Here is a 25,506-nt window from a genome sequence, read left to right as displayed (position 1 = left end):
TGCTGAAATATTGTTATATTATAGGAAATTCAAGTGATGCGGAATGCCCCCCAAAAGATTGCTTGTTTATTGTTGTTTCTCGCTATATTGATTAACAGCTATGTACTTTTTCAACCTCATTTTCATTCCGGGATCATATCAATTATTAGCCTGCTATTGCTATCCGGTGCATTTACACTTTTATTTATTTCCACTTTCCCGCAAAACAAACGTCATCTGCAATTCGAGCATCTCTTTAACGAATACCCGATACCAATGTGGATTTATGAGAAATCCACGATGCGCTTTTTATCGGTGAACAACGCTGCTACAAAGAAATATGGTTACAGCAGAACTGAATTCCTGAATCTAACGTTGAAAGATATACGTAACGAAGAAGATATCCCGTTGCTTTTGGAAAATGCAGCGGAGAGATGTAATGGAGATGAATACCGTGGCATCTGGAAACACCGCAAAAAAGATGGCAGCAATTTCTTTGTAGAAATCTATTCGCTCCCGGCAGTATACTTTGGCAAAACGGCCCGTTTCATTATGGCGAAAGATGTAGATCAGCAGGTGAAAGCGGCCAAGGAAGCACATGAACTGGGCATGCGCTATGAGCTACTGGCGCAGGCTACCAACGATGCCGTTTACGACAAAAACCTGGTAACAGATGCCGTTACCTGGAACCACGGTTTGTCCCATCTCTTCCTATATAAAAACAATAACGATACCGACCTGGTACAATGGTGGCAAAGTAATATCCACCCGGCAGATTATACCAGGATCATGACCTCACTGGAAACATGCAAACGCACGCATCTGAATTACTGGTCAGAAGAATACCGGTTCAGGTGTGCAGATGGTAGCTATAAACATGTAGTAGACCGCGCATTCATCATGTATGAAAACAATATCCCCCATCGCATGATAGGCATGATACAGGATATCGACAAACACGTAAAGCAAGCCAGGCAACTGGAAGAACAGAATAAAGCCCTGAAAGAAATTGCCTGGATCAATTCTCACGAAATACGCCGGCCGGTAGTGGCCATACTCAGCATCACCGGGTTGTTCGATAAAAGCAACCAGGACCTGCACCTCAACACCCAACTAATGGAATGGCTACATGAATCCACGCTTCAGCTGGATGATATCATTCACAAAATTGAGCATAAAGTAAAAACACTGCAATAAGCCTATACCTCAACGGGCATAAAGTGATTGAAGTCTTCCTTTAATGACATATATAGTTTCTGGAAAATTTCCATACGGTGTTGTATGGTCTGAAAATCATCGATGGGCCTGTCGTCGTGAATCACCGTTACAGGTGTGTTGGCCATTTTCTTTGCACACTGCTTGATGTCGTGGTGCATTTCATCTGCTACTTCCCTTTGGCGTAGTAAGCGGTTTTCAAAGTGTTCGACTTGTGTCATCACATCCCTGGAAGCTTTACTGAGAGCGATCTGTTCTAACCGTTCCCGCATCATTTTCACTTCACTTCTAACTTCATTCACTTCTTCTTTCCAGGAATCCATCTGCTGGTGCAGTTCTTCGGTGGGAGTTGTTATTTCCATGGTGTATTGATTTATCAATTTAAATGATGATTGAAAAACTATTCATCATACCAAACGCTGTTGTCAATATCCATATTAAATGACTAGCAAAGACCTTTAACTAAGGTACAATCTTTTTCACTTCCACCGATCACTTTTTAACCTTCTTTTTGCAGATAAATACCGAACTCCGGAAAAAATTCCATGGCTTCCAGGATACCACCGGCGCCTGGCCGTTGGGCCTGCAATACATGCGCCATAGCAGCAGTCTTCGTTACTAATTCGGGTTCCGAATCACCTACTACTACGCCTTTAAAACCGGTTTCATACATCGAATAATCGTTCATGGAATCACCAGCTACCAACACATGCTGATGCGGTAATGCCAGTACCTTTAACAACTGTTGCAAAGTGAAGCCTTTATTAACGCCGGCTGGTAATATATCCAGGTATTTCCCGGCAGATAAAACCAGGTCGCATTGCAGCGAAGTGGCTATTTCGCGTGCGCCGGCAATATCTGTACCTTCATCATAATAGTAGGAGCAACGGTATTGCTGATGTGCTTCCTGGTGCAGTAATCCTCTTACGGTTTTCAGTGTTTCTCTTACATGATCGCCGGGCCAGCGGGATGCGATATGTGACTGCAAAGGCTCTACAGCTTTCAGTGTGGGCAGATGTGTTACAGTGGCGCCCACGTCACAGATAATATATTCAGGTCGTGGTAATGCCGTATTTTCCAATAGTTGCAGCACACTCCGTATGCCTCTTCCTGTTACAAAAACCAGTTGTATATTTTTTTGCTGTTGCAGTAAGGAATATAATTGTTCTTTGTCTGCGGCGGAACCTCCTAAAAAAGTTCCATCCAGATCTGTAGCTAATAACATGTTTCCTGAGCGGCTGTTTTAAATGATAGTCAATGAATGCCGGTACCGATAAAAATATAAAAAAAAGACCAGCCTGTTACGGCTGATCTTTTTTTTGATATAATGGGTTAGTATATAACGATGTGTATGATTAGTTCAGCATTGGCACATCTATTAGCAAAAACTCTGCCGGTTTGGTAACCTCAATACTTACTTTTTCATATTCAGATAACCCGATGGCATCACGTGTTTCCAATACTTCTCCATCCACTTTCAATTCTCCACTGAGTAAAAACAGGTAAGTACCGATATTGGGCGCCTTTGCTGTAATATCCAGCGATTTGCCGGCTTCATATTTACCCAAGGTAAACCAGCTATCCTGGTTCAGCCACAGGCCATCTCCTTGCTTATCCGGTGAAATCACTACCTGCAAAGCATTTTCCCGTGCCGCAGGATCAAATGTTTTCTGATCATAACGGGGTGTTACATTCCTTTCTTTAGGGATCACCCAGATCTGCAGGAAGTTCACAGCGTCTGTTTTTGAGGCATTAAATTCTGAGTGAACCACGCCGGTACCGGCACTCATAATCTGTACATCATTCTTGCGGATCACTTCTTTATTGCCGGTGTTATCACTATGTGCCAGTTCTCCATCCAATACAATGGACACAATTTCCATATTATCATGCGGGTGCGCACCAAAGCCCATTCCGCCTTTTACCGCGTCATCATTCAGTACACGCAATGCGCCAAAGTGAATCCTGTTTGGATCATAGTAGTTGGCGAAGCTGAAAGTATGATGACTCTTTAACCAACCATGGTTGGCATATCCTCTGGTATCTGCACGATGAATAACTTTTTTCATAACTAAATCTCCTTTGTTTTAACACTACAAATATCGCTATAAACAAAGGGGGAGGAAATGGATGATATGTTGAAAAGCGTGGACAAAAAAATACGGATTTTTCTATGCGGCGCAAACGTTTAAAACGAAGGCAACATCAGAAAAATCCGTAACCTGGTTTAGCTACCAGTGCTTTTAATTACACCAGTTTCGCATCTGAAGTAATAGTAGCGTTCAGCAGTTTGCTTACAGGGCAGTTTGCTTCTGCATCTGCAACAAATTCTGCAAATTTCGCAGCATCCAGACCTTCTACACTGGCAGTCACTTCCAGGTGGCTGCTGGTGATAGCGCCGTTATCCAGCGTAATGGTACATTTAGTGTCGATGTTACCTGGAGTAAAACCTGCACCGGTGATCACGAAGCTCAGCTTCATGGTAAAGCAACCAGCGTGAGCGGCAGCAATCAGTTCTTCAGGGTTAGTACCAATGCCATCTTCAAAACGGCTGCTGAAAGAGTACTGGGTTTTGTTTAACACAGTTGACTGGGAAGTTAATGTGCCTTTACCTTCTTTACCGGTACCTTGCCAATTGGCGGATGCAAATCTTTTCATGTTTTATTTTTTATTTTTTTCCTGTTAGAAAAATCAGTGCGGAGGCCCAAATTACAAATTAATCGGGAATAAAAAGCGCCGGAGCTTCCTCCGGTACTAAAGCACATAAAAAAAGCCACACCTGTTACGGTGTGGCCTTACATGGTTCCTGTCAATTGATTCCTATATCATTTCTACCAATTCTGCAATTGGCTTACGTACTTTTTTAGCATGTTGCATCACATCGTCGGGCGCTCTGAATCCTATTGCAGCAATCACTACAGCAGCCAATCCCTTCTCGTTGAGTCCTAATACCTTGTCATATCCGGCAGCATCAAAGCCTTCCATCGGACAGGCATCAATACTTTCCACAGCAGCGGCAGTCAGTAAAGTACCCAGGGCAATATATGCCTGCTTGGAACTCCATATAGCGTTGCCTTCTGCACCCAACCGGTTTACCGTGCCTTTCATCACACCTGAAAAACCAGCCAGTTGAGCCGGATCTATGTTGCGCGTTTCCGCAATATTATTCATATAGTCATCTACGTGCCCTTCATTCAGGTCGGTATATCTTGCGAAAACAACCAGGTGCGAAGCATCGGTGATCTGCGACTGATTGTTAGACACCGCCTTCAGTTGCTCACGAACTGCCGGGTTCTCTACCACCAGGATCTTATAAGGCTGTAAGCCATAAGAGGAGGCAGAAAGACGCGTAGCGGCCAACAGTTTTTCCAGCTGCGCTTCACTCAGTTTCTTTGCCGGATCAAATTTCTTAACGGCATAACGCCATTCCAGTTTATTCAGAATATCCATTTTCACTTTATTGAAATGGGATGTATCAAAAGGAATGTTACCTTATTTTATTCTCTCCAGCCAATGATTGCTTTTGATACATCCTCCACTTTTATATTATTGTTTTACCATTTGCACACTAGCCAGCAGCTTCACTTCGTCGCTCAGCAGCAAACCACCGGTTTCTGTTGTAGCGTGGAAAGTAAGACCGAAATCCTTACGGTTGATTTTACCGCTTAATTCAAATCCTGCTTTAGTCTGACCATACGGATCTACCACTTCGCCACCGAATTCAACATTCAGTTCTACAGGACGGGTATTGTCACGGATGGTTAAATCACCTACCAGTTTGTAGGTATCGGCATCTACTTTCTTTACTTCTTTAGACACGAATGTCAGTTTGGGATACTTTTCCGCCTCGAAGAAATCTCCGGCCTGCAGATGGGCATCACGCTGCGCATTTTGTGTGGAAATACTGTTGATGTCTGCTTCAAAAGTGATACTGGCAGTACTGAAATCGTTGTCAGTAGTAGTCTGCATAGTACCGTCAAATTTTGCAAACTGACCGGTTACGGTCGTAATCATCAGGTGTTTGATCTTGAATTGTACATCACTGTGTGAAGGATCAATTTTCCAGGTTGTCATATAGTTTTTGTTTTTAGTATTATTAAATGATTAATTAGTTCAATTCACCCATTTTACCGGCGTTATAATCGTCGATGGCGGTTCTGATTTCCTCTTCTGTTGTCATTACAAAAGGTCCGTATGCGAAGATGGGTTCGTTAATAGGTTCCCCGCTCAACACCAGCATAGACAAGTCTTTCAACGCCTTAATGGTAATTTCTGTTCCTTCTTTTTCAAACAGCGCGGTTTCTACTGCTTTAAGCGACTGACCGTTAACATCAGCTTCGCCCTGGAATACCACCGCAGCTGTATTAAAATCTTCCGGCACGGAGAAAGTGATCTGGTCATCTTTCTTCAAACGGATATCCAATACATTTACCGGAGAAAAAGTAGTGGCAGCGCCTTTTACGCCATCGTACTCACCGGCAATCACTCTTACATAGCCTTCTTCACTCACCTTTATCACCGGGATAGCGGCTTTGGTCAGATTCTGATAAGAAGGAGGATTATTTTTAAATGCTTTAGGAAGATTTACCCACAACTGGGCAAACTCTACTTTTCCGCCTTGTTTACTGAATGCTTCACTGTATTTTTCTTCATGCAGGATACCGCCGGCCGCTGTCATCCATTGCACATCGCCGGGAAACAGCAAACCATGACTACCGGTAGAATCCCGGTGTTCCAGTTCGCCCTGGTAAACGATGGTAACAGTTTCGAAGCCTTTATGCGGATGCTCGCCTACACCTTTGGGTCGTACACTTGGTGGAATATAGTTGGGAGCAGCATAGTCCATCATGATAAAAGGACTGATCCTGTTACCTTCTGAACGGGTGCCGCCAGGTAAGGTGCTCTGTACCCTGAACCCATCACCTACCATGTGTGGTGCGGCTGCAATTACGATCTGACTGACATGTTTTTGTGTTTTCATATTTGTTTGCCTCCTTAAGACAACACAAAAGTACATGTTACAACATCTATTAAGAATGGATAAAACACTCCTAGTGATGGACTTTTTTAAATTATTCTGGAAAATTTAGGCAGAAGGGCCTACAGAAGTGCGGGAAGCCTCCTTGAATTCAGAAGGGCTCTGGTTGGTATACTTCTTAAAAAAGCGGCTAAAATAGTGAGGATCGTCAAAACCCAGTTTGTAGGCTATTTCTTTGGCGGTAAGGTCGGTATTATAAAGATACCGCTGTGCCTCCAGGATTACACGGTTGCGGATATGCTCTCCGGCAGTAATACCGGATAATTGTTTGCTGATCTCGTTCAGTAGCACGGGTTTGATATGTAGTAGCCCGGCGTAGTCCGACACGGTCTTTAGTTCCTGGTATTTCTCTTCTATCAGGTTTTTAAATTTCAGGAAGATGGAACTGTTGTGAACAGCATGCTGTTCAGGGGAAATGGCCACATTTTCTCCCTTTATGCGGGAAGCCAGCACCAGGAAATAGCGCAGCAGCCCATGCAGGGCCATTTCATACTCCGGCTCACGCAGCGTAAGCTCTTTCATCATCAAACGGACAATAGCGTCAATATCCTTTTCCTGTTCATCATTGATGTGGATGACGCTACTAAACTGGTTGTTAAAAAACAGTCCGGAATTAATTCCAGATACCTGTGTCTGATCTTTTAAACACATGAAAGCATCGCGGAAAGCGATCATATACCCATCAATTTTCTCTGTTGCCTGCAGGTTATGCACCTGTCCTGGCGCCACAAAAAACAGGGTATTTTTCTTTACTTCATGGGTTACTGCATCAATGGTATGCAGCAGTTTTCCCTTTTTAATCCAATAAATGGTATAGAAGTCGTGCCGGTGGGGAACACCGATCTGATCAAAAAAGCTGTTACCTAATTCACATAGGCCAGACACCACAAATTCCGGATCCGTATGGGAGTATTCCGGTAAGGTAACGATTCCGATATTTTCACGTTTCTCAGCCATCTATCAAGGTTCCTGCGGTTTCTTCCTCCCGTTCGGAAGGATCAATATATTCAATAATAAAGTTATTCCTGCCTTCTCCCACCATGATTCCCATATGTTTCATCTGCACCAGTTCCAGCATGCTCAGGAACAGGAAGATAGCGTGCACACGGTCTTTACAGTGATCAAATATTTTTTCGAAAGATAGGGTACGCTCAGCTCTTGCCAATTCCTCCATGTACATCCTGGACCCCTCCATCGTGTAGTCATACTTATATACCACGTGCTGGGGCTTGTTGTCCCGCTCTTTCATACGCTGCATCACCTTTTCAAAGGTTTTCGTCAGCTTGAAGAGCGTCAGGGTCTGTACTTCTGTACCTTCGCTGGTCACTTCGCCGATTTCTGCCAGTTCTTTGGCAATGTTTCCCCGCTTTACAGACAGCATCCGGTCTGCTTCCATTTCGGCCAGTTCAGCAGATGCCAGCTTATAACGCTTATATTCCAGGATCTTGTCTATCAGCTCCATCCTCGGGTCAATTTCATTGCCTTGTTCATCCAGTTCCTTACGCGGCAGCAGCATTTTTGCCTTGATGCGCATCAGGGTGGATACAAAGAGAATGAACTCACTTGCCAGCTCAATATTCAGTGACTCAATATGATGGATGTAATCCAGGAAATCCTGTGTGAGCGTATTAATGGGAATATTGTAAATATCCAGCTCATCACGTTCAATGAAGAACAGCAACAGGTCAAAAGGACCTTCAAATTGCGGTAATTTGATCTTATAGACAGGTGCTTGCTCGCTCACGTAATGCTTTTAAATTGGTTCTTAAAAAGATATCGCACAATAACACAGATTATTTCGAAATCCCGGTAAATACCCGGGTACTTTTTTCTGTGCTGCTGCGCGATATCAAAAATAACAAAATTCCGGCGAATCAGAACTTGGCGGCAAAGCCAATACCAATCACCTGCTTTACCTGCAGGCGAGGCCCCATTACACCAGTTTGTTTATTTTCAAATACTTTTACATCATCATCATATATCATATCTAAGGTCAGTAAAGCAGCAATCCACTTATTTACCTTCAGTTCCAATGCATTGGTAAAGAATACATCAATATTTTGAGGATTATGCCTGTAATCGGAAAACAGATCCAGGCGGCCCTTATAGGTAATATTTTTTGCGATCGTTTTAATATAATTCGCGGATAGATAAGCACCTATTTCATACTTAAAGTGCGACCCCGTATCTACACCGTAAGCGCCCTGTTTAGAGAGTACATCATCCATCACAAACACAAAACGGGAAGTAACGGGTGAAAGAAATAAAGAAAAGGAACTACTCGGTTTATAGTCAAAACCCGGCGATACTAACACGTAAGCAGGAGAGAAGAACTTGGATGACAGTTGTTTAGTGGTATCAGATGGATATAAGAAACCATTTGCAAACTGTGTACGCAAGTTCACCAGGCCGCTTAAATACCAGTTTTTGCCAATGTCGTATCCATATTTAGTAGTCAGATCAATACTGTCATCATTCTTACGTCCTCCCAGGCTGGTAGTATTGATATAGCCATAAGCCAGATCGGCTATGTTATCCCAGGAGTGTCTGCCTTTCTTGTAAAAGGCCCAGCCAAACAGGTTCGATCCTACAGAAAAAGAGAATTTATCACCACCCGCAGCCCAGTTACTGAGCGATCCCTAGTTAATATTAACGTTAATGTTCAGCCCTTTCCGCCATAATTTCGGAATGGTATCATTAGGGTCTTTCTTGATTTTACCATCAACTTCCTCCCTCGACTTCTTCATCCAGTCATTTTGCGCGTGCGCAGCTGTAAACAGTAGCATACAGCAGGCAATGGATAAAGTAAATTTTTTCATCAATTTGTTGTTTAAAGTGAGTATACGTAATAACCATCCCATTTCTTCCTGGAAGGAAAAAACGGGACAGTGGGGCATTTATAGCAGATTATCTGGATTTTTTTAATTCGTCGCGGATTTCCACGAGCAGTTTTTCCTGGGTAGATAACTCAGCAGGAGCAGGGGCCTCTTCTTTCTTCTTCGTCAGTTTGTTCATAAATTTCACCAGCAGGAAAATACAGAAAGCAATGATCAGAAAATCAATTACGCTCTGTATAAAAGCGCCATAGGCAAAAACCGGTGCGCCGGCGGCCTTGGCTTCAGCAAGCGATTTAAAACTGCTTCCCTTGGATGTGTTGAGTAAAAAGAAAGAATCGTTGAAATTTGCACCACCGGTAAAAATACCAATGACAGGCATAAGTATATTCTCTACCAGGGATGTAACAATCTTTCCAAAAGCACCACCTATAATCACACCCACAGCAAGATCCATTACATTGCCTTTCATGGCAAACTCCTTAAACTCTTTGATGAACGACATAATGCAAGGTTTTATTTGTTAAAAGAAGTGTACAAAATTAAAGCATAATCTCCGAAGCGTTGAATTATTAAGTTATTATTTCTTTAAACGGGGGTATTTCATTTTCAGTGATTTCAGTGTATCCCTTAACGTTAGCGCGATCAGGTACTCTTTATACCAGTTCTGATCTGCCGGCACAATCAGCCAGGGCACATGATTACAGTGATTAATAGCATCCTCGTAAGCATCCATATACTTATCCCATAGCTTTGATTCTGTAAGATCATTCTCATTATACTTCCACATTTTGCGGGGATCCTCTGTACGTTCTACCAGTCTTTGCTGCTGCGCTTCCTGCGATACATGCAGGTAGCATTTAATGATATGGGTGTTGTTATGTACCGTCAATAGCTTTTCAAAATCATTGATGGCTTCCATTCTTTTAAAAACCATCTTATCATCAATCCATTTGTGTACACGTTGAATAAGAATGTCTTCATAATGCGACCGGTTAAATACCTGGATCATGCCCTTGCCGGGTGCATGCTGGTGTATCCGCCATAAAAAGTCATGCTCGGCCTCTTCCGCACTGGGTGCCTTAAAAGAATGCACCACGCATCCCTGCGGATTCAACGTGCCAGTTACATTCTTGATCACCCCATCCTTACCACTGGCATCCATGCCTTGCACAACCAGCAGGATACTATGCTTGTGCTCTGCATACAGGAGGTTTTGAAGTTCATCCAGTTCTTCCAGGATTTCCCGCGTAGCGGCCTTTATCTTTTCTTTTTCCAGCTTCTTTGGAGCGGAGGTACTGATAGCTGACAATTTGATTTTCCCCATGTGTAGCATTCTTATAAATAAATTTAACAAAATCAGGACAGAAGTGTTGCGATATCACGATTTATATTTTGCTGAATAATAAGTATACCCGCACCTTTGTACTCGAAAAACACAAACTATGCACCAACGTTTTGCCCATTGGGGAATTTTTCTCCTGTTATCCCTCACCTGGGGCAGCTCTTTTATATTGATGAAAATTGGCCTTGAATCATTTACTTCCTACCAGGTAGCCAGCCTGCGACTGGTAGCGGCAGGCATTGCATTGTTGCCTTTTTTACCAAAGGCACTCCGGCAAACACCAATGAATAAACTTCCCCTGATCATACTTTCCGGCATCCTTGGTAATGGCATACCGGCCTTTCTATTTTGCCTGGCAGAAACAGAAATAGACAGTTCACTGGCAGGAATCCTCAACGCATTGGTTCCGCTGATGGCACTCTTATCCGGGATTATCCTTTTCAAAAGTCCGTTTAAAAGAGCGCAACTCAATGGTATTTTCGTAGGGCTGGCAGGGGTAGTACTCCTGTTTACCGCCAAAGGAATTAATACCAATGGTCACTGGTATTACGCATTGCTGGTAATCCTGGCTACTATCAGCTATGGCGTTAATATCAGCATGGTACATAATAAGCTACAGGGTTTCAGTTCGTTGCAGCTGGGATCTATTGCCATGTTCTTTTGTGCCCTGTTTACCTTTCCGATCCTGTGGTTCAGTCATTTCTTCCCACAGTTTACCCAGCCGGATGCACCGTGGCGGTCACTTTCTGCCGGACTGGTACTGGGCGTAATGGGAACAGGTGTTGCAGCGGTATTATTTTTTCTGCTGATCAAGCGGGCCGGATCTATGCTCGCATCTATGGTAGCATATGCGTTGCCGTTAGTGGCAGTAGGGTGGGGACTGCTGGCACATGAAACCATTACCTGGATCCAGGTGCTGAGCATGGGTATTATTCTTCTTGGTGTTTATCTCGTAAACAGGGCTAACAGGGTAGCACCCACGAAATAAGGAAGTTTCCTCCCAAAGGGGAGCGCTTATATCTCAAAAAGACAGCGGAGATATTAACCGGTATTATCCGTTAACATCTCCGCTGCAGTATTTTCAGGTGAACGTTTTCTAAACGGCCATGATTTCTTTCTCTTTTACTTCACAATGCTTTTCAATCAATGCAATGTGTTTGTCGGTCAGCTGCTGAATATCTGCTTCCGCATCCTTTGCAGTATCTTCGCTTAAACCATCTTTCTGCAATTTTTTCACTGCTTCAATGGCATCGCGACGGATATTTCTGATAGCTACCTTTGCCTGCTCTCCTTCGTTATTCGCCTTTTTCACAAATTCCTTCCTGCGCTCTTCGGTTAATGGCGGCAAAAATAAACGGATAATGATACCGTCATTTTGTGGATTGAGACCAATATTTGAGGCAATAATGGCTCTTTCAATCGGCTGCAGCATATTCTTTTCCCACGGCTGAATGGTAAGGGTACGGGCATCAGCGATGCTCACGTTTGCCACCTGGTTCAGTGCGGTTGGTGCGCCGTAATAGTCAACGAAAATACCATCCAGTATTTGCGGATTAGCTTTCCCGGCTCTGATTTTTGTAAGCTCCAATTCGAGGTGCCCGATAGCTTTTTTCATCGAGTCCGCTGCGTCATCAATGATAAGCGTTAGATCATCTTGCATAACATAAATAGTTAAGTGCGTGCAAACCTACAGGTTTTCTTTTAATCGTCAAAGTAACGCCCGGATATTGGAAATAGAAATGCTGATAAATTACAGATAAAAGAACTATTTATCTTGTAGAACACCCTCTGTTGTAACACGCAATATTTTTGCGGCTTCTGTAGAGGTAGAAGCAGCTGTTTGTATAACAGGTTCCGGCACCAGTTTCAGTGCCAGCTTGCGCCTGCGTGCCAGGTATAACATCCCTGTAAAGAAAGTGGCAGAGCCTATTACGACCATTAACAACCAGGTAGCACCCATTCCCTGTAATACAAATGCTCCCAGAATATAGGTAGCATTCACTGCCACAGAAACGAGGGTAGTCTGCCGGTGATTGAGTTTCAGGTCCAGTAAATAGTGATGGATATGATTTCTGTCAGCAGAAAAAGGAGACCTTCCCTGTAGCATCCTGACAGCAAATACACGTAAAGTATCGAACAAAGGAACGATGAGAATGGCGAAAGCTACAGCTGGCGTAGCCCCTATAGGCATTTTACCTGCCGGATTTCCTGCCACATCTATAAATTTCAAGATAAGTACAGCATTTACCAGTCCTATCAATAAGGATCCTGTATCGCCCATGAAAATACGGGCAGGAGAAATATTGTAGATAAGAAAACTAGCCAGTCCACCTGCCAGTGCAAAACCAATAACTGCATAGGTTATTTCCCCAACATGCAGGAAATAAGCACCCAGTACAGCACTTACTAACAGACCTATACTACCCGCATGACCATCTACACCATCTATCAGGTTGAAAGCATTGATCACCACCACAAAAGTGAAATAGGTCAGCATAAGGCTGAGATTAGGAGGCATGGTATAAATTCCCATGAAACCATACATACTGGTGATCTGCAGATTGCCGAGGTAAATAATAGCAAAAGAAGCAGCCAGTTGCCCGATTAATTTCTTTAACGGAGACAGCCCGACAATATCATCCTTCATCCCCACCATGAAAATGATAAAGAAAGCAGCCATCATGTATTGAAATGGCGAATTCGCTATTGCGGGTACACAAATAGCAGCAGCTATAATAAATCCGGAGAAAAAACCGATTCCCCCCCAGCGTGGGTATACGCTGTTTGTGCGTCTTTCTTTCGTCCGGTTCGTCGTATAAATGCTTTAATTCCGCAACTCTGATCAGTATTGGAATAGAAAAATAGGTAACAACAAAACTTAGGACGGTAGCAATTAATACATTCTCCATTAGTGGGGCTTAATTGTGCAAAGATATTAATTTCAACGAAATGTGAAAAGAAACGTTAAAAAAATCAAGTTTTTTAATACTTTGAGATCGCAAAAAAAACATTCAAACGGCCACAAATTCTACGAAATTCTATTAGTTTTGCGGCACAAAATTAACAAGTATCATGCCACAGCTCAAAGATATTGCGACTCAGGTCAGAAGAGATATTGTACGAATGGTACACGGCGTTCAAAGTGGTCACCCTGGTGGTTCATTAGGTTGCGCTGATTTCCTGACTGCACTGTATTTCAAGGTAATGGACCACAAGCCTGAACCTTTTGATATGGATGGTAAAAATCAGGATCTCTTTTTTCTCTCCAACGGTCATATTTCACCTGTATTCTACAGTGCACTTGCCCGTTCTGGTTATTTCCCTGTACAGGAGCTGAGCACTTTCCGTAAGCTGAATTCACGCCTGCAGGGCCATCCCACTACTCACGAACACCTGCCAGGTGTACGTATCGCCTCCGGATCCCTCGGTCAGGGGATGAGCGTTGCAATAGGCGCCGCACTCGCTAAAAAACTGAATAACGATAAAAACCTGGTATTCTCCCTGCACGGAGATGGCGAACTGGAAGAAGGACAAATCTGGGAATCTGTGATGTTTGCCCCTCATCATAAAGTAGATAATCTTATCATCACTGTAGATCTGAACGGTCAGCAGATTGATGGGACTACTGATGATGTTGCCGGCCTCGGTGACGTAGGTGCCAAATTCGAAGTATTCGGATGGCAGGTACTCCATATGAACGGTAACGATATGGACGACGTTGTTGCTACCCTCGAAAAGGCTAAAAGCCTCACTGGTAAAGGCAAACCAATTGCTATTATCATGAAAACCGTAATGGGTCAGGGCGTTGATTTTATGGAAGGTCACCACGAATGGCATGGAATTGCCCCAAGTGATGAACAACTCGCAAAAGCACTCGCACAATTGCCTGAAACACTCGGTGATTATTAATCCGATTGCTAATTAAAAATATTAAAAAAGGGTACGTGATATCACGTACCCTTTTTTAATATTTTTAATTAGCCTCAGGTAGCCTTTAATGTAATCGCTTCCACCGCCGCTTTTCGGGCAGGATACCAACTCGCCGCCACACCAATAATCATAATCGTTACAAACACCAACCCGAAATCAGCAGCATGCATACTCACCGGATAAGCATCTACTAAAAAGGAAGTCCCTTCCAGTTTGATAATACCAAATCGCTGTTGCAACAAGCAAAAGCTGATTCCCAAACCAAAGCCCAGCAATGTTCCAATCCCGGCAATAATCAACCCCTCTGCCAGGAAAATACGCATAATCAACGACTTGCGCGCCCCCATGGCTTTGAGAATCGTAATATCTTTCTGCTTCTCTATCACCAGCATATATAAAGAACCGATCATGTTGAAAGCAGCAATGATCATGATAAAACTAAGGATCACGTACACCGCCCACTTCTCTGTTTGCATGATAGCGTACAAGGACTGATTCTGTTCATACCGGGTCTGCACCTTATATCGGCTACCCAGTAACTGCTCCAGCCGCGCCTTCAACTGCTTATCGTTTACCCCTGACCGTATCCCGATTTCCAGCGATGACATCTCATCTGCACCTAATTGCAACAGATTACGCAAAAATTCAATATTCGTAATAACATACTTGCTGTTAAACTCCTGCTGAATCGCAAAAGTACCGGCAGGATATAGTACCCCGTTGTTCAGGGCATCTTCCGGGGTCACAAAAGCATTTACATTTCTCCTTGGCAGATATACCGTTACAGGGGCAATACTATGTACCACATCCACTCCCAGTGCACCTTCCAGCTCTAACCCCAGTACAGCCCGGTAAGCCACACTATCGCCGGTATCAAAACGGCCCCTGATGATATTGCTTTTTACGTCTGTTACATTGTTGTAACCGCTGTCTACTCCCTTCAATACCGCAATCGTAGGCTCGTCACCGTAACGCAGTACCGCCTTTTCCTCAATCACCCGCGAAAAATGCGCTACTCCAGGCACCGCCGCTATCTGCTGCAACTGAGCAGGGGAGAGCAGGATCGTTTTACCTGTAGCCGGCGCTACCCTGATAGCAGGATAAAAAGAAGAATAAAGTGATTTTACCAATCCTTCAAAACCATTGAAAACACTCAGTATCACAATCAGGGCTCCAGCCCCCACTGCAATTGCCACCACACTTACCCAGGCAATGATATTGATAGCATTGGTAGATTTTTTTGCCCGGAAATAACGGGAAGCAAATTGCCAAACCATGTATTTGATGGATTACGAATGAAAAATGAAAAATCCGTAACCCCTATTTTTTACCTTCTTTGATATTTGCATCATCCTCCTTGATCTTTTTAAACAGCTCTTCCATTTTAAATACATAATCAAGGGTATCATCCAGGAAGAAGCTCAGTTCCGGTATCCGGCGCAACTGCTTGCCCAGTCCCATCCCCAGCGATTTTTTGATTTCGCCCATTCTTTCCTTGATCCGCTCCAGCATCTCCGCAGGCGCTTTAATCTGAAACATACTCAGGTATACCTTCGCTTCCAGCAGATCAGGGGTCATTTTAACCGCAGCAACAGATATCATTCCACCCTCTATCACATTAAAACCCATCCGCTGGAAAATACCGCTCAGCTCCTGCTGCACTAATTGTCCTATTTGTTTCTGCCTTTTAGTTTCCTGCATCTCATTCAATTTTAATCGTTAGTAAAACGGCTCTTGTACGATAATAACGTAATTACCTCACCTCTCCAAACCGTAACAGGCTGCCAGCAGCCCGTCAATTGCGAAATTAACCATTTCCGGCAAAGAATAGCCGCAATTACACCCCGCCATCTCTTAATTATACTATTTTTGCCAGCAAGTTAAACAGACAGCTTAAAAGTACCAGGAATGAAGACATTCAAGCGATTACTCAGATTTGCCACTCCCTTACACCATTACCTGCCGGAATATGTAGTGTATACCTTCATCGGTATCATATTCGGTATGGTCAACTTTGCCATGCTGATTCCCCTCCTCACCGTTATTTTCAACCAGGTGGGAGAAGTACCAAAAGTATTGCCTCAACCACATTTTGCCCTCTCGATCAATTATTTCGTAGACCTGTTTAACTACTATTTCTACAGTTTCATCCGGGCCAGCGGCTCCAAACTGAGCGCCCTGTACTTTGTTTGCGGCGTGATAGGTATCTGTATTATCATCGCCAACTTTGGCCGGTATATGAGTGCCCGGGTAATGGTACGACTCAAAATGACCGTTCTTTCCCGGCTACGCACGCGCCTGTATGAAAAATTCACCGAACAATCCCTGGGCTTTTACAGTGAACAGCAGAAAGGCGATCTGCTCTCTTCTATGACCAACGACGTACAGGAAATAGAAAACAGCGTGATCAATGCCATACAAACCCTGCTGCGCGATCCGTTTATTATCATCGGCTACTTTGCGGCCTTATTCTACCTGTCCGTTAACCTCACGGTCTTTACCATCATTTTCTTTCCGGTTTCAGGAATCCTCATTTCCAACGTATCGAAAAGATTAAAGCTCAAAGGTAAATTCAGCCAGGAACTGCTCGGAAGAATATTGTCTGTTACAGAAGAAACACTCAGCGGCATCAGAATCATACAATCCTTTACTGCAGAACGTTTCATGAAAAATAAATTCGACGAGGTAAACGGCCGTTTTGTGAAAGTAAGTAAGGCCATGTACAATCAACGCGAACTCGCTTCACCTATCTCTGAAATACTGGGCGTGGTCGTTATCATCATACTGGTGATTTATGGCGGCTCCCTGGTACTCAGCGGCAGCCAACTGCTGACTGGCGCCACTTTCATGACCTATCTCGTATTTTATTCACAGATCATGCAGCCGGCTAAAAACGTATCTACGTCCATTACTACCATACAAAAAGGAATGGTGGCCAGTGAACGGATTTTCGCCATACTCGATGCACCGGTTACCATCCATGAAAAACCGGATGCCCGCTCTATAAAAGAGTTTAATAACAGCGTGGTATATGATAATGTTTCCTTTAAATACGAACAGCAATATGTCCTGAAACACATACAGCTCACTATTAACAAGGGTCAGATGATTGCCCTTGTAGGACGCAGTGGCGCAGGGAAATCTACCATGGCCGATATCTTACCTCGCTTTTATGATGTAAATGAAGGTGCTATTCGTATAGACGGCACCGATATACGAGACCTCAAGGTACACGACCTCCGTAGCCTTATCGGTGTGGTATCACAGGAAGCCATCCTGTTCAATGATACCGTATTCAACAACATCGCTTTTGGCCAGCCGCAGGCAGACAGAGAAGCTATTATCACAGCCGCAAAAATCGCCAACGCACACGAATTCATCGAACAACTCGATAATGGCTATGATACCATCATTGGCGACCGTGGCCTGAAACTCAGTGGCGGCCAGCGTCAGCGCCTTACCATCGCCAGGGCCATCTTTAAAAATCCACCCATCCTCATATTGGATGAAGCTACTTCTGCATTGGATACAGAATCAGAAAAACTGGTACAGGCTGCCCTTGATAAACTCATGCAAAACCGCACCACCATTGTAATTGCACACCGCCTGAGCACCATTCAGCACGCGAATGAAATCATAGTGATGGATCAGGGAGAAATCAGGGAACGTGGTACACACGACCAGTTGCTGGCACAAACCGGCATCTATCATAAGCTGGTAGAAATGCAGGAATTCAAATAAAGGACTCCTAACGTTAAAGTATATACGTAATAAATACGTCCCGCCCACTATGCGGGACGTATTTGTTTATGAACCAATCCCCGTCTCGCTTTCCTTAATATTTTCTTCTTCTCATTCCGGGTTAATGGGTACGGTTTTTGTTATTGATGCGCCCTGACAATGCCAACACCAGCTCTTTGCAGCACTATTTTTTAACCTTTTAACATAGCGAACTCCTATGATATCTATCGTAATTCCTGTATTAAACGAAGGTGCTACCATACGCCAGGTAATTAAAACCGTAAAGAAAACGACCCGTAAAATTGAGATCATTGTAGTAGATGATAATTCCACCGACAATACCGTGGAAGAGGCCATGAAAGAGCATGTACGGGTAATCACCAGTAGCCAGCGCGGCAAGGGAATATCCATGCGCGAAGGTATGATGGCAGCAAAACATGATATCATTGCCTATGTGGATGGCGATATCCTTACCTACCCCGACAATATTATAGACCTATTAACTGGTCCTATTGAAAAAGATGAAGCAGACTTCGTCAAATCCTACTTTGAAAGGCAGGCAGGCAGGGTCACCCAATTGGTGGCCAAGCCACTGCTGAGTATCTTATTCCCGGATCTTTCACATTTTCAGCAACCACTCAGCGGTATGATTGCAGCCCGCAAATCATTTCTCTCGCGTGTACATTTTGAAAATGATTATGGTGTAGATATAGGCCTGCTCATAGATATGCATAACCTGGGCGCCCGTATTACAGAGGCTAATATCGGAAAGGTGGAAAATGCCATGCAAACCTGGGAACAGCTGAGTAAAATGTCGAGAGAGGTATCCCGTACCATTCTCCGAAAAGCAGAAAATATCCCGCAGGAAAACCTGGAAACACTGGGTAATATTAACCTGATCAGGGAGCAGATGGAGTATTCAATCCTGGAATCTATTGATAAGTTACAGAAGATGGTCATCTTCAACCTTGATCATGCTGTTTTTACACAAGACTATATGCAATGGGCCGCAGTGGCCTTTGGACAGGAAGAAGCGTTGCAGGAAATTGAAGCTGCCGGACATGATGCGGAAACCACCATGCACCTGAAAGCCACGCTCTTTGAAGGGCGCAACATTGCAGAGTTGCTGGAAGTAGCGGATGCTATTCCATTGGTACCGGGTATCCGGGAAATAGTGCAGGAGCTGAAGAAACGCGGTTATGCCTGCGGTATTATCACTGATGGCTTTGGTACAGTAGCCCGTCATATCAAGAATCAGCTGGGAATGGACTTCGTATTTGCCAACAAACTGCACCTGGTAAACAGTGTAGCTACCGGCGAGTTCACCATAGCCGATTACTTCATGAAAGGCGGACAATACAGCAAAAGCAATATGTTTCCCTATATCTCAGAGCAATATCATATAAATACCCAGAATATTATTTATGTGGGAGATGGGAAACGCGATGTACGTTTATTAGCAGAAGCAGGTATAGGCGTTGCTTTTTGTCCACAATATCCGAGTAGTGTTGTAGAAAAGGTTGCCGATAAAATCATCAGTGGTTTATCATTGGCGCCTTTGCTGGACATTGCCCAGGCCAGTCCGGCTAAATTTGGGATCAAATTGCCTGCTATTTCAAAAAAACAGGCGCGGAACATTGGTGTAGGCAGCCTGATAGGGCTGGCAGGAGCGGGGCTGATTTACCTGGCCGTGCGCCAGTTACGCAGCAAGAAAGAAGTGGCCGCCTGTTAAATATAAAACGCTATAGGATATACCCTTAGATACGCAAGATATGATAAAGAAAAAGGCGCAGCGGATAACCGCTGCGCCTTTTCTGTCTTAATGAAATTAAGACTTATTTACTTTTAGCCAGTTTAGCTTCAATGCTCAATGTAGCGTGAGGAACAGCTCTGAGGCGCGCTTTATCTATGAGTTTACCGGTTACGCGGCAAATACCATAGGTTTTATTTTCAATACGCATCATCGCTTTTTCCAGGTGATCGATGAACTGGATCTGACGGCTGGCCATCTGGTTCAGCTGCTCTCTTTCCTGGGAGCCACTGCCATCTTCCATGCTCATGTATTTGTTTTCAGTATCGTCAGTACCTGCCTCGTCTTTGCGGGTGATCAGGCCTTGCAGATAGATGAGCTCCTTTTTAGCTGATTCCAGCTTCTTTTGGATCAGTTCTCTAAACTCCTGCAGGTCTGAATCACTGTATCTGTATACAGGACCAGTAGGTTGTGCTGGTTGATCCAGCACTGACTTGGTGAATTCAGGTTGATAAGTTACCAGGGTAGCTTTTCCACCTTTTTTCTCAGATTTTTCAGTTTTTTCGGGTTTCTCGGATTTTTCCGCCTTTACTGACTTTTCAGCCTTAACAACAGGCTTTTCGGCTGCTTTTTTTGTGGATTCTTTTTCCTTAGCAACTTCTACCTTAGTATCTGCTTTCTTTACTGCCATCGTTTTAAGTTCTTTTTCTTCTGACTTAGAAATAAATGGTTTCTCTTTTTCAGCGGAAACACTTTTCGTTACCACTTGCTGCTTTACAGCAGGCTCTTTTTTAACGGTCGATTTTGCAGGTACAGCAACTTTCTTGACGGATGATGTTTTACTGTTTGGTAAGGCAGGGGCCTTTTTCACTGCTTTTACAGGCGCCGGAGCGGCTTTTTTGGCAGTGCTTTTAGTTACCACGGCTTTTCCGGCTGCTGGTTTTGCCGCTGCCTTAGGAGCCGCCTTTGCAGGGGCTGCTTTTGCAGCTGCTTTCTTGGGAGCGGGCGCCGCTTTTTTCACCGGAGCAACAGGTTTGGCAGCTTTTTTTGCTGTTGATGCCTTTGCCACAGTCTTTTTAGCCGGAGCTGCCTTTTGGGTCGTTTTACTAGCAACCTTCTTTTTTGTTGCCATGGGGGATTAGCTTTTTTTGTTAACTAATACATTAAATTTAAGGTCATTCACCTCTATTTCTGTACCATCTTGTAATCGCTCCACTAATTCCAGGCTATCTGCCAAAATTTCCGTGCAAATATAGTCATTATAGTTCACAATGGCCGACTTGAGCGCCTCCACCGTTTCCACCGTTACATTAATCCTGTCTGTCAACGCAAAATCACTGTCCTTACGGATTTTTTGTATCCGGTTTACCAGTTCCCTGGCATTACCTTCATCCTGTAGCTGAGGAGTAATAGTAATATCAAGCGCTACCGTTAAGGCGCCTTTATTAGCTACTGTCCATCCCGGAATATCTTCAGAAATGATTTCTACATCAGAGAGTTGGATTTGCAACTGCTCTCCTTCCACAACCAGGTTGAATTGGCCGTCGCGCTCGATAGTGGCAATTTCTGCTGCTGTAAACTCACCGATAGCGGCTGCTACAGATTTCATCTTTGCTCCCATTTTGCCACCAAGCGACTTGAAGTTGGGCTTAATCTTTTTCTTGATAAAACCCTCCGTTTCCGTAAGATAATCAATCCCTTTGACATTGACCTCACTTTTTATGAGGTCTGCTATCAATTCTATTTGTTCCTGCATATGGGCATTCGCCACCGGAATTAAAATCTTCTGCAAAGGCTGACGAACTTTAATGTTCACCTTCTTACGCAAGGATAATACCAGTGAGGAAATATCCTGCGCCAACTGCATCCTTTCTTCCAGATCTGTATCCACTGCACCCGCATCTAACACAGGAAAATCAGTGTGGTGAACGGATTCAGCATTACTGCGGCCGCTCACGCGGTTCAGGTTGTTAAATAACCAATCGGTGAAAAATGGGGAAACCGGGGCCATCAGTTGTGTAATTTTTTCCAGACATTCATATAATGTCTGGTACGCACTGATTTTATCGTGCTCATATTCCCCCTTCCAGAACCGGCGACGGCATAAACGAACATACCAGTTACTCAGCTGCTCATCCACAAAACGTTCCACTGCTCTGCCCGCCTGCGTTGGCTCATAATCATCAAAGCTGCTGGTTACATCCTTCACCAGGGTATTCAACACCGAAATGATCCAACGATCAATTTCCGGACGTTCAGCCAACGGTATGTATGCCTCCTTGAAAGTAAAGTTATCAAGATTCGCATACATAGCGAAGAAATTATATGTATTGTACAGCGTACCAAACAGCTTGCGCTGTGCTTCACCTATACCTTTAATATCAAACTTCAGACTATCCCATGGCGATGCATTCGTGATCAGGTACCAACGGGTGGCATCTGCACCGAATTTTTCAATGGTTTCGAAGGGGTTTACCACGTTGCCAAGGCGCTTGCTCATTTTCTGTCCCTTTGCATCCAATACTAGTCCATTGGAAACCACAGTTTTGTAAGCCACACTATCAAACAGCATCACACCCAGGGCATGCAAAGTATAGAACCAGCCACGTGTCTGGTCTACACCTTCCGCAATAAAATCAGCCGGGAAGGCCTTTCCATTATCTACCAACTCCTTATTTTCAAAAGGATAATGCCACTGTGCATAAGGCATGGCGCCGCTGTCGAACCAAACATCAATCAAATCTGGTTCACGACGCATCGGTTTACCAGATGCGCTCACCAGGATGATATCATCGACGTATGGTTTATGCAGATCCAGGATACCTTCATGGAGATAGGATTTATTCACATCGCCACCCAATACCTGGTTTGCCTTACGGATTTCGGCATTCAGTTCTTCTATACCACCGATACAGATCTCTTCACTTCCATCTTCTGTACGCCAGATAGGTAAAGGTGTACCCCAATAACGGCTACGACTGAGGTTCCAGTCCACCATATTCTCCAACCAGTTGCCAAAACGGCCGGTACCAGTGGAAGCAGGCTTCCAGTTGATGGTTTTATTCAATTCCACCATCCGGTCCTTTACAGCTGTGGTTTTGATAAACCATGCATCCAGCGGATAATATAATACAGGTTTATCTGTACGCCAGCAATGCGGATAAGTATGCTCGTACTTCTCTACTTTAAAAGCACGATTCTCTTTCTTCAGCTTTACGGCAATATCTACGTCTACATCTTTATAGTCAGGATCATCCTTATAGTTCTTCACATAGCGACCGGAGAACTCACCCACATTATCTGTGAATTTACCCGTCCTGTCTACCAGTGTTAAAATGCCAATGCCATACTTCTTACCCACCCGGTTATCGTCCGCACCAAAAGCAGGAGCGGTGTGCACAATACCAGTACCATCTTCCGTGGTCACAAAATCACCCAGGATAACGCGGAAAGGATCGCCCTCTTCCGGTTGCGCAAATGGTAATAATTGTTCGTAACGGATATTTTCGAGCTGACTGCCTTTGAAACTGGTCAGGATTTTCCACGGAATCACCTTATCGCCTTCCTGGTAAGCGGTGAAATCAGCGTTTTCAGCTTCTGCCTTGAAATATTTGCCCAGCAATGCTTTCGCCAGCACCACACTCACCGGCAGGTGCGTATAAGGATTAAATGTATTTACCAGTACATACTCTATGTTAGCGCCCACTGTTAAACCCAGATTGGATGGTAACGTCCATGGGGTAGTAGTCCACGCGAGGAAAAACACCTCTTCTGATCCGGCGGCGTCAAAAAGGAACTGCGAGTTATCAGCTTTAAGCGCCTTAAACATCGCTACTACTGTAGTATCCTTTACATCCTTATAAGTACCGGGCTGGTTCAGTTCATGGGAACTTAAACCTGTACCTGCAGCGGGAGAATAAGGCTGAATGCTTACGCTTTTATATAAAAATCCTTTTTTATAAAGGGTTTGTAAACACCACCAGAGTGTTTCAATATAATTATTATCAAAAGTGATATAAGGATCCTTCAGATCTACCCAATATCCCATCTGACGGGTCAGGTCATCCCATTTATCCTTATACTTCAGGACTTCCCTGCGGCAGGTATCATTATATTCCGCAATGGAAATCTTTTTACCAATATCTTCTTTCGTAATCCCTAACGTCTTCTCAACACCCAGTTCCACCGGCAAACCATGGGTATCCCATCCGCCTTTACGCTTTACCTGGAAACCCTGCATAGTTTTGTAACGGCACACGAGGTCTTTTAAAGTACGCGAAATAACGTGGTGAATGCCAGGCAAACCATTGGCACTTGGAGGTCCTTCATAAAATACAAAAGGAGTGGCGCCTTCGCGCACGTCCACACTTTTCTCAAAAGTCTGGTGCTGCTCCCAATGTTGCAGTATATCTTTCTCGATCTGAGGTAAATTCAACTGGCTATATTCCTGATATTTGCTGGACATAAAACAATTCCCCGCCCTTTGATGTTATTTAGACAATAATTGATTAAAATTGTGCAAAGTTAAGAAAATAGGCTGGCTCCTAAATAGTCATCTTTGCTAAAAACAATCCTTTTTAAATATTTTTTATTGTTTTTTTCGTAATTTGCAATAAAGAATTGAGAAACTGCGTTTTTGGCATTGTTTTAGATAATTTGCCAGGAAGAATTAGAAAAACCTAGTAGTTAATTTTAACCCAACGGAAAAAACCATATCGAATATGAAAAAGTTGACGTTAATATTTTGCGCGGTTCTATTCACTTCCGGCATAACTTTTGCACAGCAAAAAAAATCAGTTAAGAAAACAAAAGTAGTTGCTAAAACGGTGCAGGCACCTGAGGCAGTTAAGAGTTCTTTTGATCAGAATTTTGCGGGAACATCAGCAGCTAAGTGGACAAAGACAAGTGCAGGACATTGGACAGCAAGTTTCCAAAAAGACAATATAAACACTTTAGCAGAGTATGATGCAGATGGCAAATGGATTGCCACAAGAAGCGCTTATGATGCTCAAACTCTCCCGGAAGCAGTGTCTGGTACACTGAAAACAAAATATCCGGCAGCAACCATAAAAGATGGCTGGAAAATTGAGAGATCAGATGTAGCTTCATACTACAAAATCAATATTCAGGATAACGGTACGGACAAGGCAGTGTTGCTGAATGAAACTGGTACCATCACTGAATAACACAAACAAGTATTTCATAGGTATAGGGATAAATAGGACAGACCCTGCTCTTTTGGGCGGGGTTTTTCATTTTCTATACTCACTGGTAAGCACTCCTGCCTAAACATAACATCCGATCCAGCTGTTTTTTACCTGTAACAACCCTCCGCTTTTCTCCCTCAACCTCACAACCGCCAACTATCTTTCCTTTTCACAAACATGAATTCATTTCCAGAGACAGGCCATTATAACCTTGAATCCGGATGTAGGTAACATTGCCCACAAAACGAAGTCATGCATTTCCCAATATGGGAATTTTCCCCAACGGCAGAACCTGCAACGCCCCGCTGTTAAGCCATTCTTTTATTTTCTCCTCACAAAACTTTCAACAGCCACAGTACTACTCCGGAGTCAGCACCAGCGATTGTTCCCGCTATTATTGCCCTGGTGAGCTACCATCATCAACCTGAAGAGCAGTATTCCCAAATTTAGCACGCACTGCTTCCTGA

At 43.8% G+C, this 25,506-nt stretch carries 24 protein-coding genes and 1 pseudogene; 6 read left to right on the top strand and 19 right to left on the bottom strand.

The genetic code is table 11. The annotated features are described in order from the left end of the window. The first annotated feature begins 36 nt into the window (after window positions 1-36). Window positions 37-1,176, top strand: coding sequence for a PAS domain-containing protein (locus tag BMW79_RS05760; protein ID WP_089891725.1), 1,140 nt, complete (start codon window positions 37-39; stop codon window positions 1,174-1,176). 2 nt (window positions 1,177-1,178) lie between these two features. Here the strand turns inward: BMW79_RS05760 and BMW79_RS05755 are convergent, their stop codons facing one another. The 13 genes and pseudogenes from BMW79_RS05755 to BMW79_RS05700 form a co-directional block, all read right to left on the bottom strand. Continuing rightward, window positions 1,179-1,556, bottom strand: a complete 378-nt coding sequence (locus BMW79_RS05755; RefSeq protein WP_089891722.1) for a hypothetical protein — start codon at window positions 1,554-1,556, stop codon at window positions 1,179-1,181. A gap of 137 nt (window positions 1,557-1,693) precedes the next feature. Further along, window positions 1,694-2,419 carry an HAD family hydrolase gene (locus BMW79_RS05750; RefSeq protein ID WP_089891719.1) on the bottom strand — a complete coding sequence of 242 codons (726 nt, stop codon included), beginning with the start codon at window positions 2,417-2,419 and terminating at the stop codon, window positions 1,694-1,696. A gap of 130 nt (window positions 2,420-2,549) precedes the next feature. Further along, window positions 2,550-3,263 carry a pirin family protein gene (locus BMW79_RS05745; RefSeq protein ID WP_089891716.1) on the bottom strand — a complete coding sequence of 238 codons (714 nt, stop codon included), beginning with the start codon at window positions 3,261-3,263 and terminating at the stop codon, window positions 2,550-2,552. 178 nt (window positions 3,264-3,441) lie between these two features. Beyond that, a complete protein-coding gene (locus BMW79_RS05740; protein ID WP_089891713.1) occupies window positions 3,442-3,852 on the bottom strand; it encodes an OsmC family protein in 411 nt (136 codons plus the stop codon). Between the two features lie 162 nt (window positions 3,853-4,014). Then, window positions 4,015-4,644, bottom strand: a complete 630-nt coding sequence (locus tag BMW79_RS05735) for an NAD(P)H-dependent oxidoreductase (RefSeq protein WP_089891710.1) — start codon at window positions 4,642-4,644, stop codon at window positions 4,015-4,017. Between the two features lie 96 nt (window positions 4,645-4,740). After that, window positions 4,741-5,268 carry a YceI family protein gene (locus BMW79_RS05730; protein WP_089891707.1) on the bottom strand — a complete coding sequence of 176 codons (528 nt, stop codon included), beginning with the start codon at window positions 5,266-5,268 and terminating at the stop codon, window positions 4,741-4,743. Between the two features lie 34 nt (window positions 5,269-5,302). Continuing rightward, window positions 5,303-6,175: a pirin family protein gene (locus tag BMW79_RS05725; protein ID WP_089891704.1), complete on the bottom strand. Its 873-nt coding sequence runs from the start codon at window positions 6,173-6,175 to the stop codon at window positions 5,303-5,305. Between the two features lie 105 nt (window positions 6,176-6,280). Further along, window positions 6,281-7,189, bottom strand: a complete 909-nt coding sequence (locus BMW79_RS05720) for a helix-turn-helix domain-containing protein (protein ID WP_089891700.1) — start codon at window positions 7,187-7,189, stop codon at window positions 6,281-6,283. Beyond that, the gene (locus tag BMW79_RS05715) at window positions 7,182-7,976 is read right to left on the bottom strand and encodes a segregation and condensation protein A (protein ID WP_089891697.1); all 795 of its coding nucleotides are present in this window, start codon (window positions 7,974-7,976) and stop codon (window positions 7,182-7,184) included. Before BMW79_RS05715 ends, BMW79_RS05720 begins: the two co-directional genes overlap by 8 nt. Before the next feature lie 130 nt (window positions 7,977-8,106). Continuing rightward, a pseudogene (locus BMW79_RS34220) lies at window positions 8,107-8,856 on the bottom strand (DUF3078 domain-containing protein); the annotation flags it as partial. Between the two features lie 15 nt (window positions 8,857-8,871). Further along, a complete protein-coding gene (locus BMW79_RS34210; protein WP_245752389.1) occupies window positions 8,872-9,051 on the bottom strand; it encodes a hypothetical protein in 180 nt (59 codons plus the stop codon). An 88-nt stretch (window positions 9,052-9,139) separates the two neighbouring features. Then, complete coding sequence (gene mscL / locus BMW79_RS05705) at window positions 9,140-9,571, bottom strand: large conductance mechanosensitive channel protein MscL (RefSeq protein WP_089891695.1); 432 nt, start codon at window positions 9,569-9,571, stop codon at window positions 9,140-9,142. Window positions 9,572-9,646: 75 nt separating this feature from the next. Then, window positions 9,647-10,393 (bottom strand): PPK2 family polyphosphate kinase, encoded by a 747-nt coding sequence (locus tag BMW79_RS05700; RefSeq protein WP_089891693.1) that lies wholly within the window; start codon window positions 10,391-10,393, stop codon window positions 9,647-9,649. A gap of 118 nt (window positions 10,394-10,511) precedes the next feature. Here BMW79_RS05700 and BMW79_RS05695 point away from each other — a divergent pair, with 118 nt between their 5' ends. Then, window positions 10,512-11,399 carry a DMT family transporter gene (locus BMW79_RS05695; protein ID WP_089891691.1) on the top strand — a complete coding sequence of 296 codons (888 nt, stop codon included), beginning with the start codon at window positions 10,512-10,514 and terminating at the stop codon, window positions 11,397-11,399. A gap of 108 nt (window positions 11,400-11,507) precedes the next feature. Here the strand turns inward: BMW79_RS05695 and frr are convergent, their stop codons facing one another. Together frr and BMW79_RS05685 are read right to left on the bottom strand one after the other, a co-directional pair. Next, window positions 11,508-12,071, bottom strand: coding sequence for a ribosome recycling factor (gene frr / locus BMW79_RS05690; protein ID WP_089891689.1), 564 nt, complete (start codon window positions 12,069-12,071; stop codon window positions 11,508-11,510). A gap of 105 nt (window positions 12,072-12,176) precedes the next feature. Next, window positions 12,177-13,094 (bottom strand): MraY family glycosyltransferase, encoded by a 918-nt coding sequence (locus tag BMW79_RS05685; RefSeq protein WP_245752388.1) that lies wholly within the window; start codon window positions 13,092-13,094, stop codon window positions 12,177-12,179. 389 nt (window positions 13,095-13,483) lie between these two features. On the opposite strand from BMW79_RS05685, the gene BMW79_RS05680 reads away from it, so the two are divergent. Beyond that, the gene (locus BMW79_RS05680) at window positions 13,484-14,320 is read left to right on the top strand and encodes a transketolase (RefSeq protein ID WP_089891687.1); all 837 of its coding nucleotides are present in this window, start codon (window positions 13,484-13,486) and stop codon (window positions 14,318-14,320) included. 74 nt (window positions 14,321-14,394) lie between these two features. On the opposite strand, the gene BMW79_RS05675 is transcribed toward BMW79_RS05680, so the two are convergent. Both BMW79_RS05675 and rbfA read right to left on the bottom strand, forming a co-directional pair. After that, entirely contained in the window at window positions 14,395-15,618 is a 1,224-nt protein-coding gene (locus BMW79_RS05675) for an FtsX-like permease family protein (RefSeq protein ID WP_089891684.1), read from the bottom strand. Between the two features lie 43 nt (window positions 15,619-15,661). Continuing rightward, the gene (rbfA, locus tag BMW79_RS05670) at window positions 15,662-16,042 is read right to left on the bottom strand and encodes a 30S ribosome-binding factor RbfA (protein WP_089891683.1); all 381 of its coding nucleotides are present in this window, start codon (window positions 16,040-16,042) and stop codon (window positions 15,662-15,664) included. Between the two features lie 207 nt (window positions 16,043-16,249). Between rbfA and BMW79_RS05665 the strand changes: the two genes are divergently transcribed. After that, a complete protein-coding gene (locus BMW79_RS05665) occupies window positions 16,250-18,082 on the top strand; it encodes an ABC transporter ATP-binding protein (protein ID WP_089891681.1) in 1,833 nt (610 codons plus the stop codon). A 217-nt stretch (window positions 18,083-18,299) separates the two neighbouring features. Then, window positions 18,300-19,814, top strand: coding sequence for a glycosyltransferase (locus BMW79_RS05660; RefSeq protein WP_089891680.1), 1,515 nt, complete (start codon window positions 18,300-18,302; stop codon window positions 19,812-19,814). Between the two features lie 103 nt (window positions 19,815-19,917). Here the strand turns inward: BMW79_RS05660 and BMW79_RS33825 are convergent, their stop codons facing one another. Beyond that, window positions 19,918-20,964 (bottom strand): TraR/DksA C4-type zinc finger protein, encoded by a 1,047-nt coding sequence (locus BMW79_RS33825; RefSeq protein ID WP_177192052.1) that lies wholly within the window; start codon window positions 20,962-20,964, stop codon window positions 19,918-19,920. Between the two features lie 6 nt (window positions 20,965-20,970). Then, a complete protein-coding gene (ileS, locus tag BMW79_RS05645) occupies window positions 20,971-24,297 on the bottom strand; it encodes an isoleucine--tRNA ligase (RefSeq protein WP_089891677.1) in 3,327 nt (1,108 codons plus the stop codon). A 256-nt stretch (window positions 24,298-24,553) separates the two neighbouring features. Here ileS and BMW79_RS05640 point away from each other — a divergent pair, with 256 nt between their 5' ends. Then, window positions 24,554-25,018, top strand: coding sequence for a PepSY-like domain-containing protein (locus tag BMW79_RS05640; protein WP_089891675.1), 465 nt, complete (start codon window positions 24,554-24,556; stop codon window positions 25,016-25,018). Window positions 25,019-25,506: the final 488 nt, after the last annotated feature.

Origin of the sequence: Chitinophaga arvensicola, assembly GCF_900110835.1 — a bacterium.
Classification (GTDB): Bacteria; Bacteroidota; Bacteroidia; order Chitinophagales; family Chitinophagaceae; genus Chitinophaga; species Chitinophaga arvensicola.
Note: the sequence above shows the minus strand (reverse complement) of the source record. Positions and strands in the feature narration are given on the sequence as shown.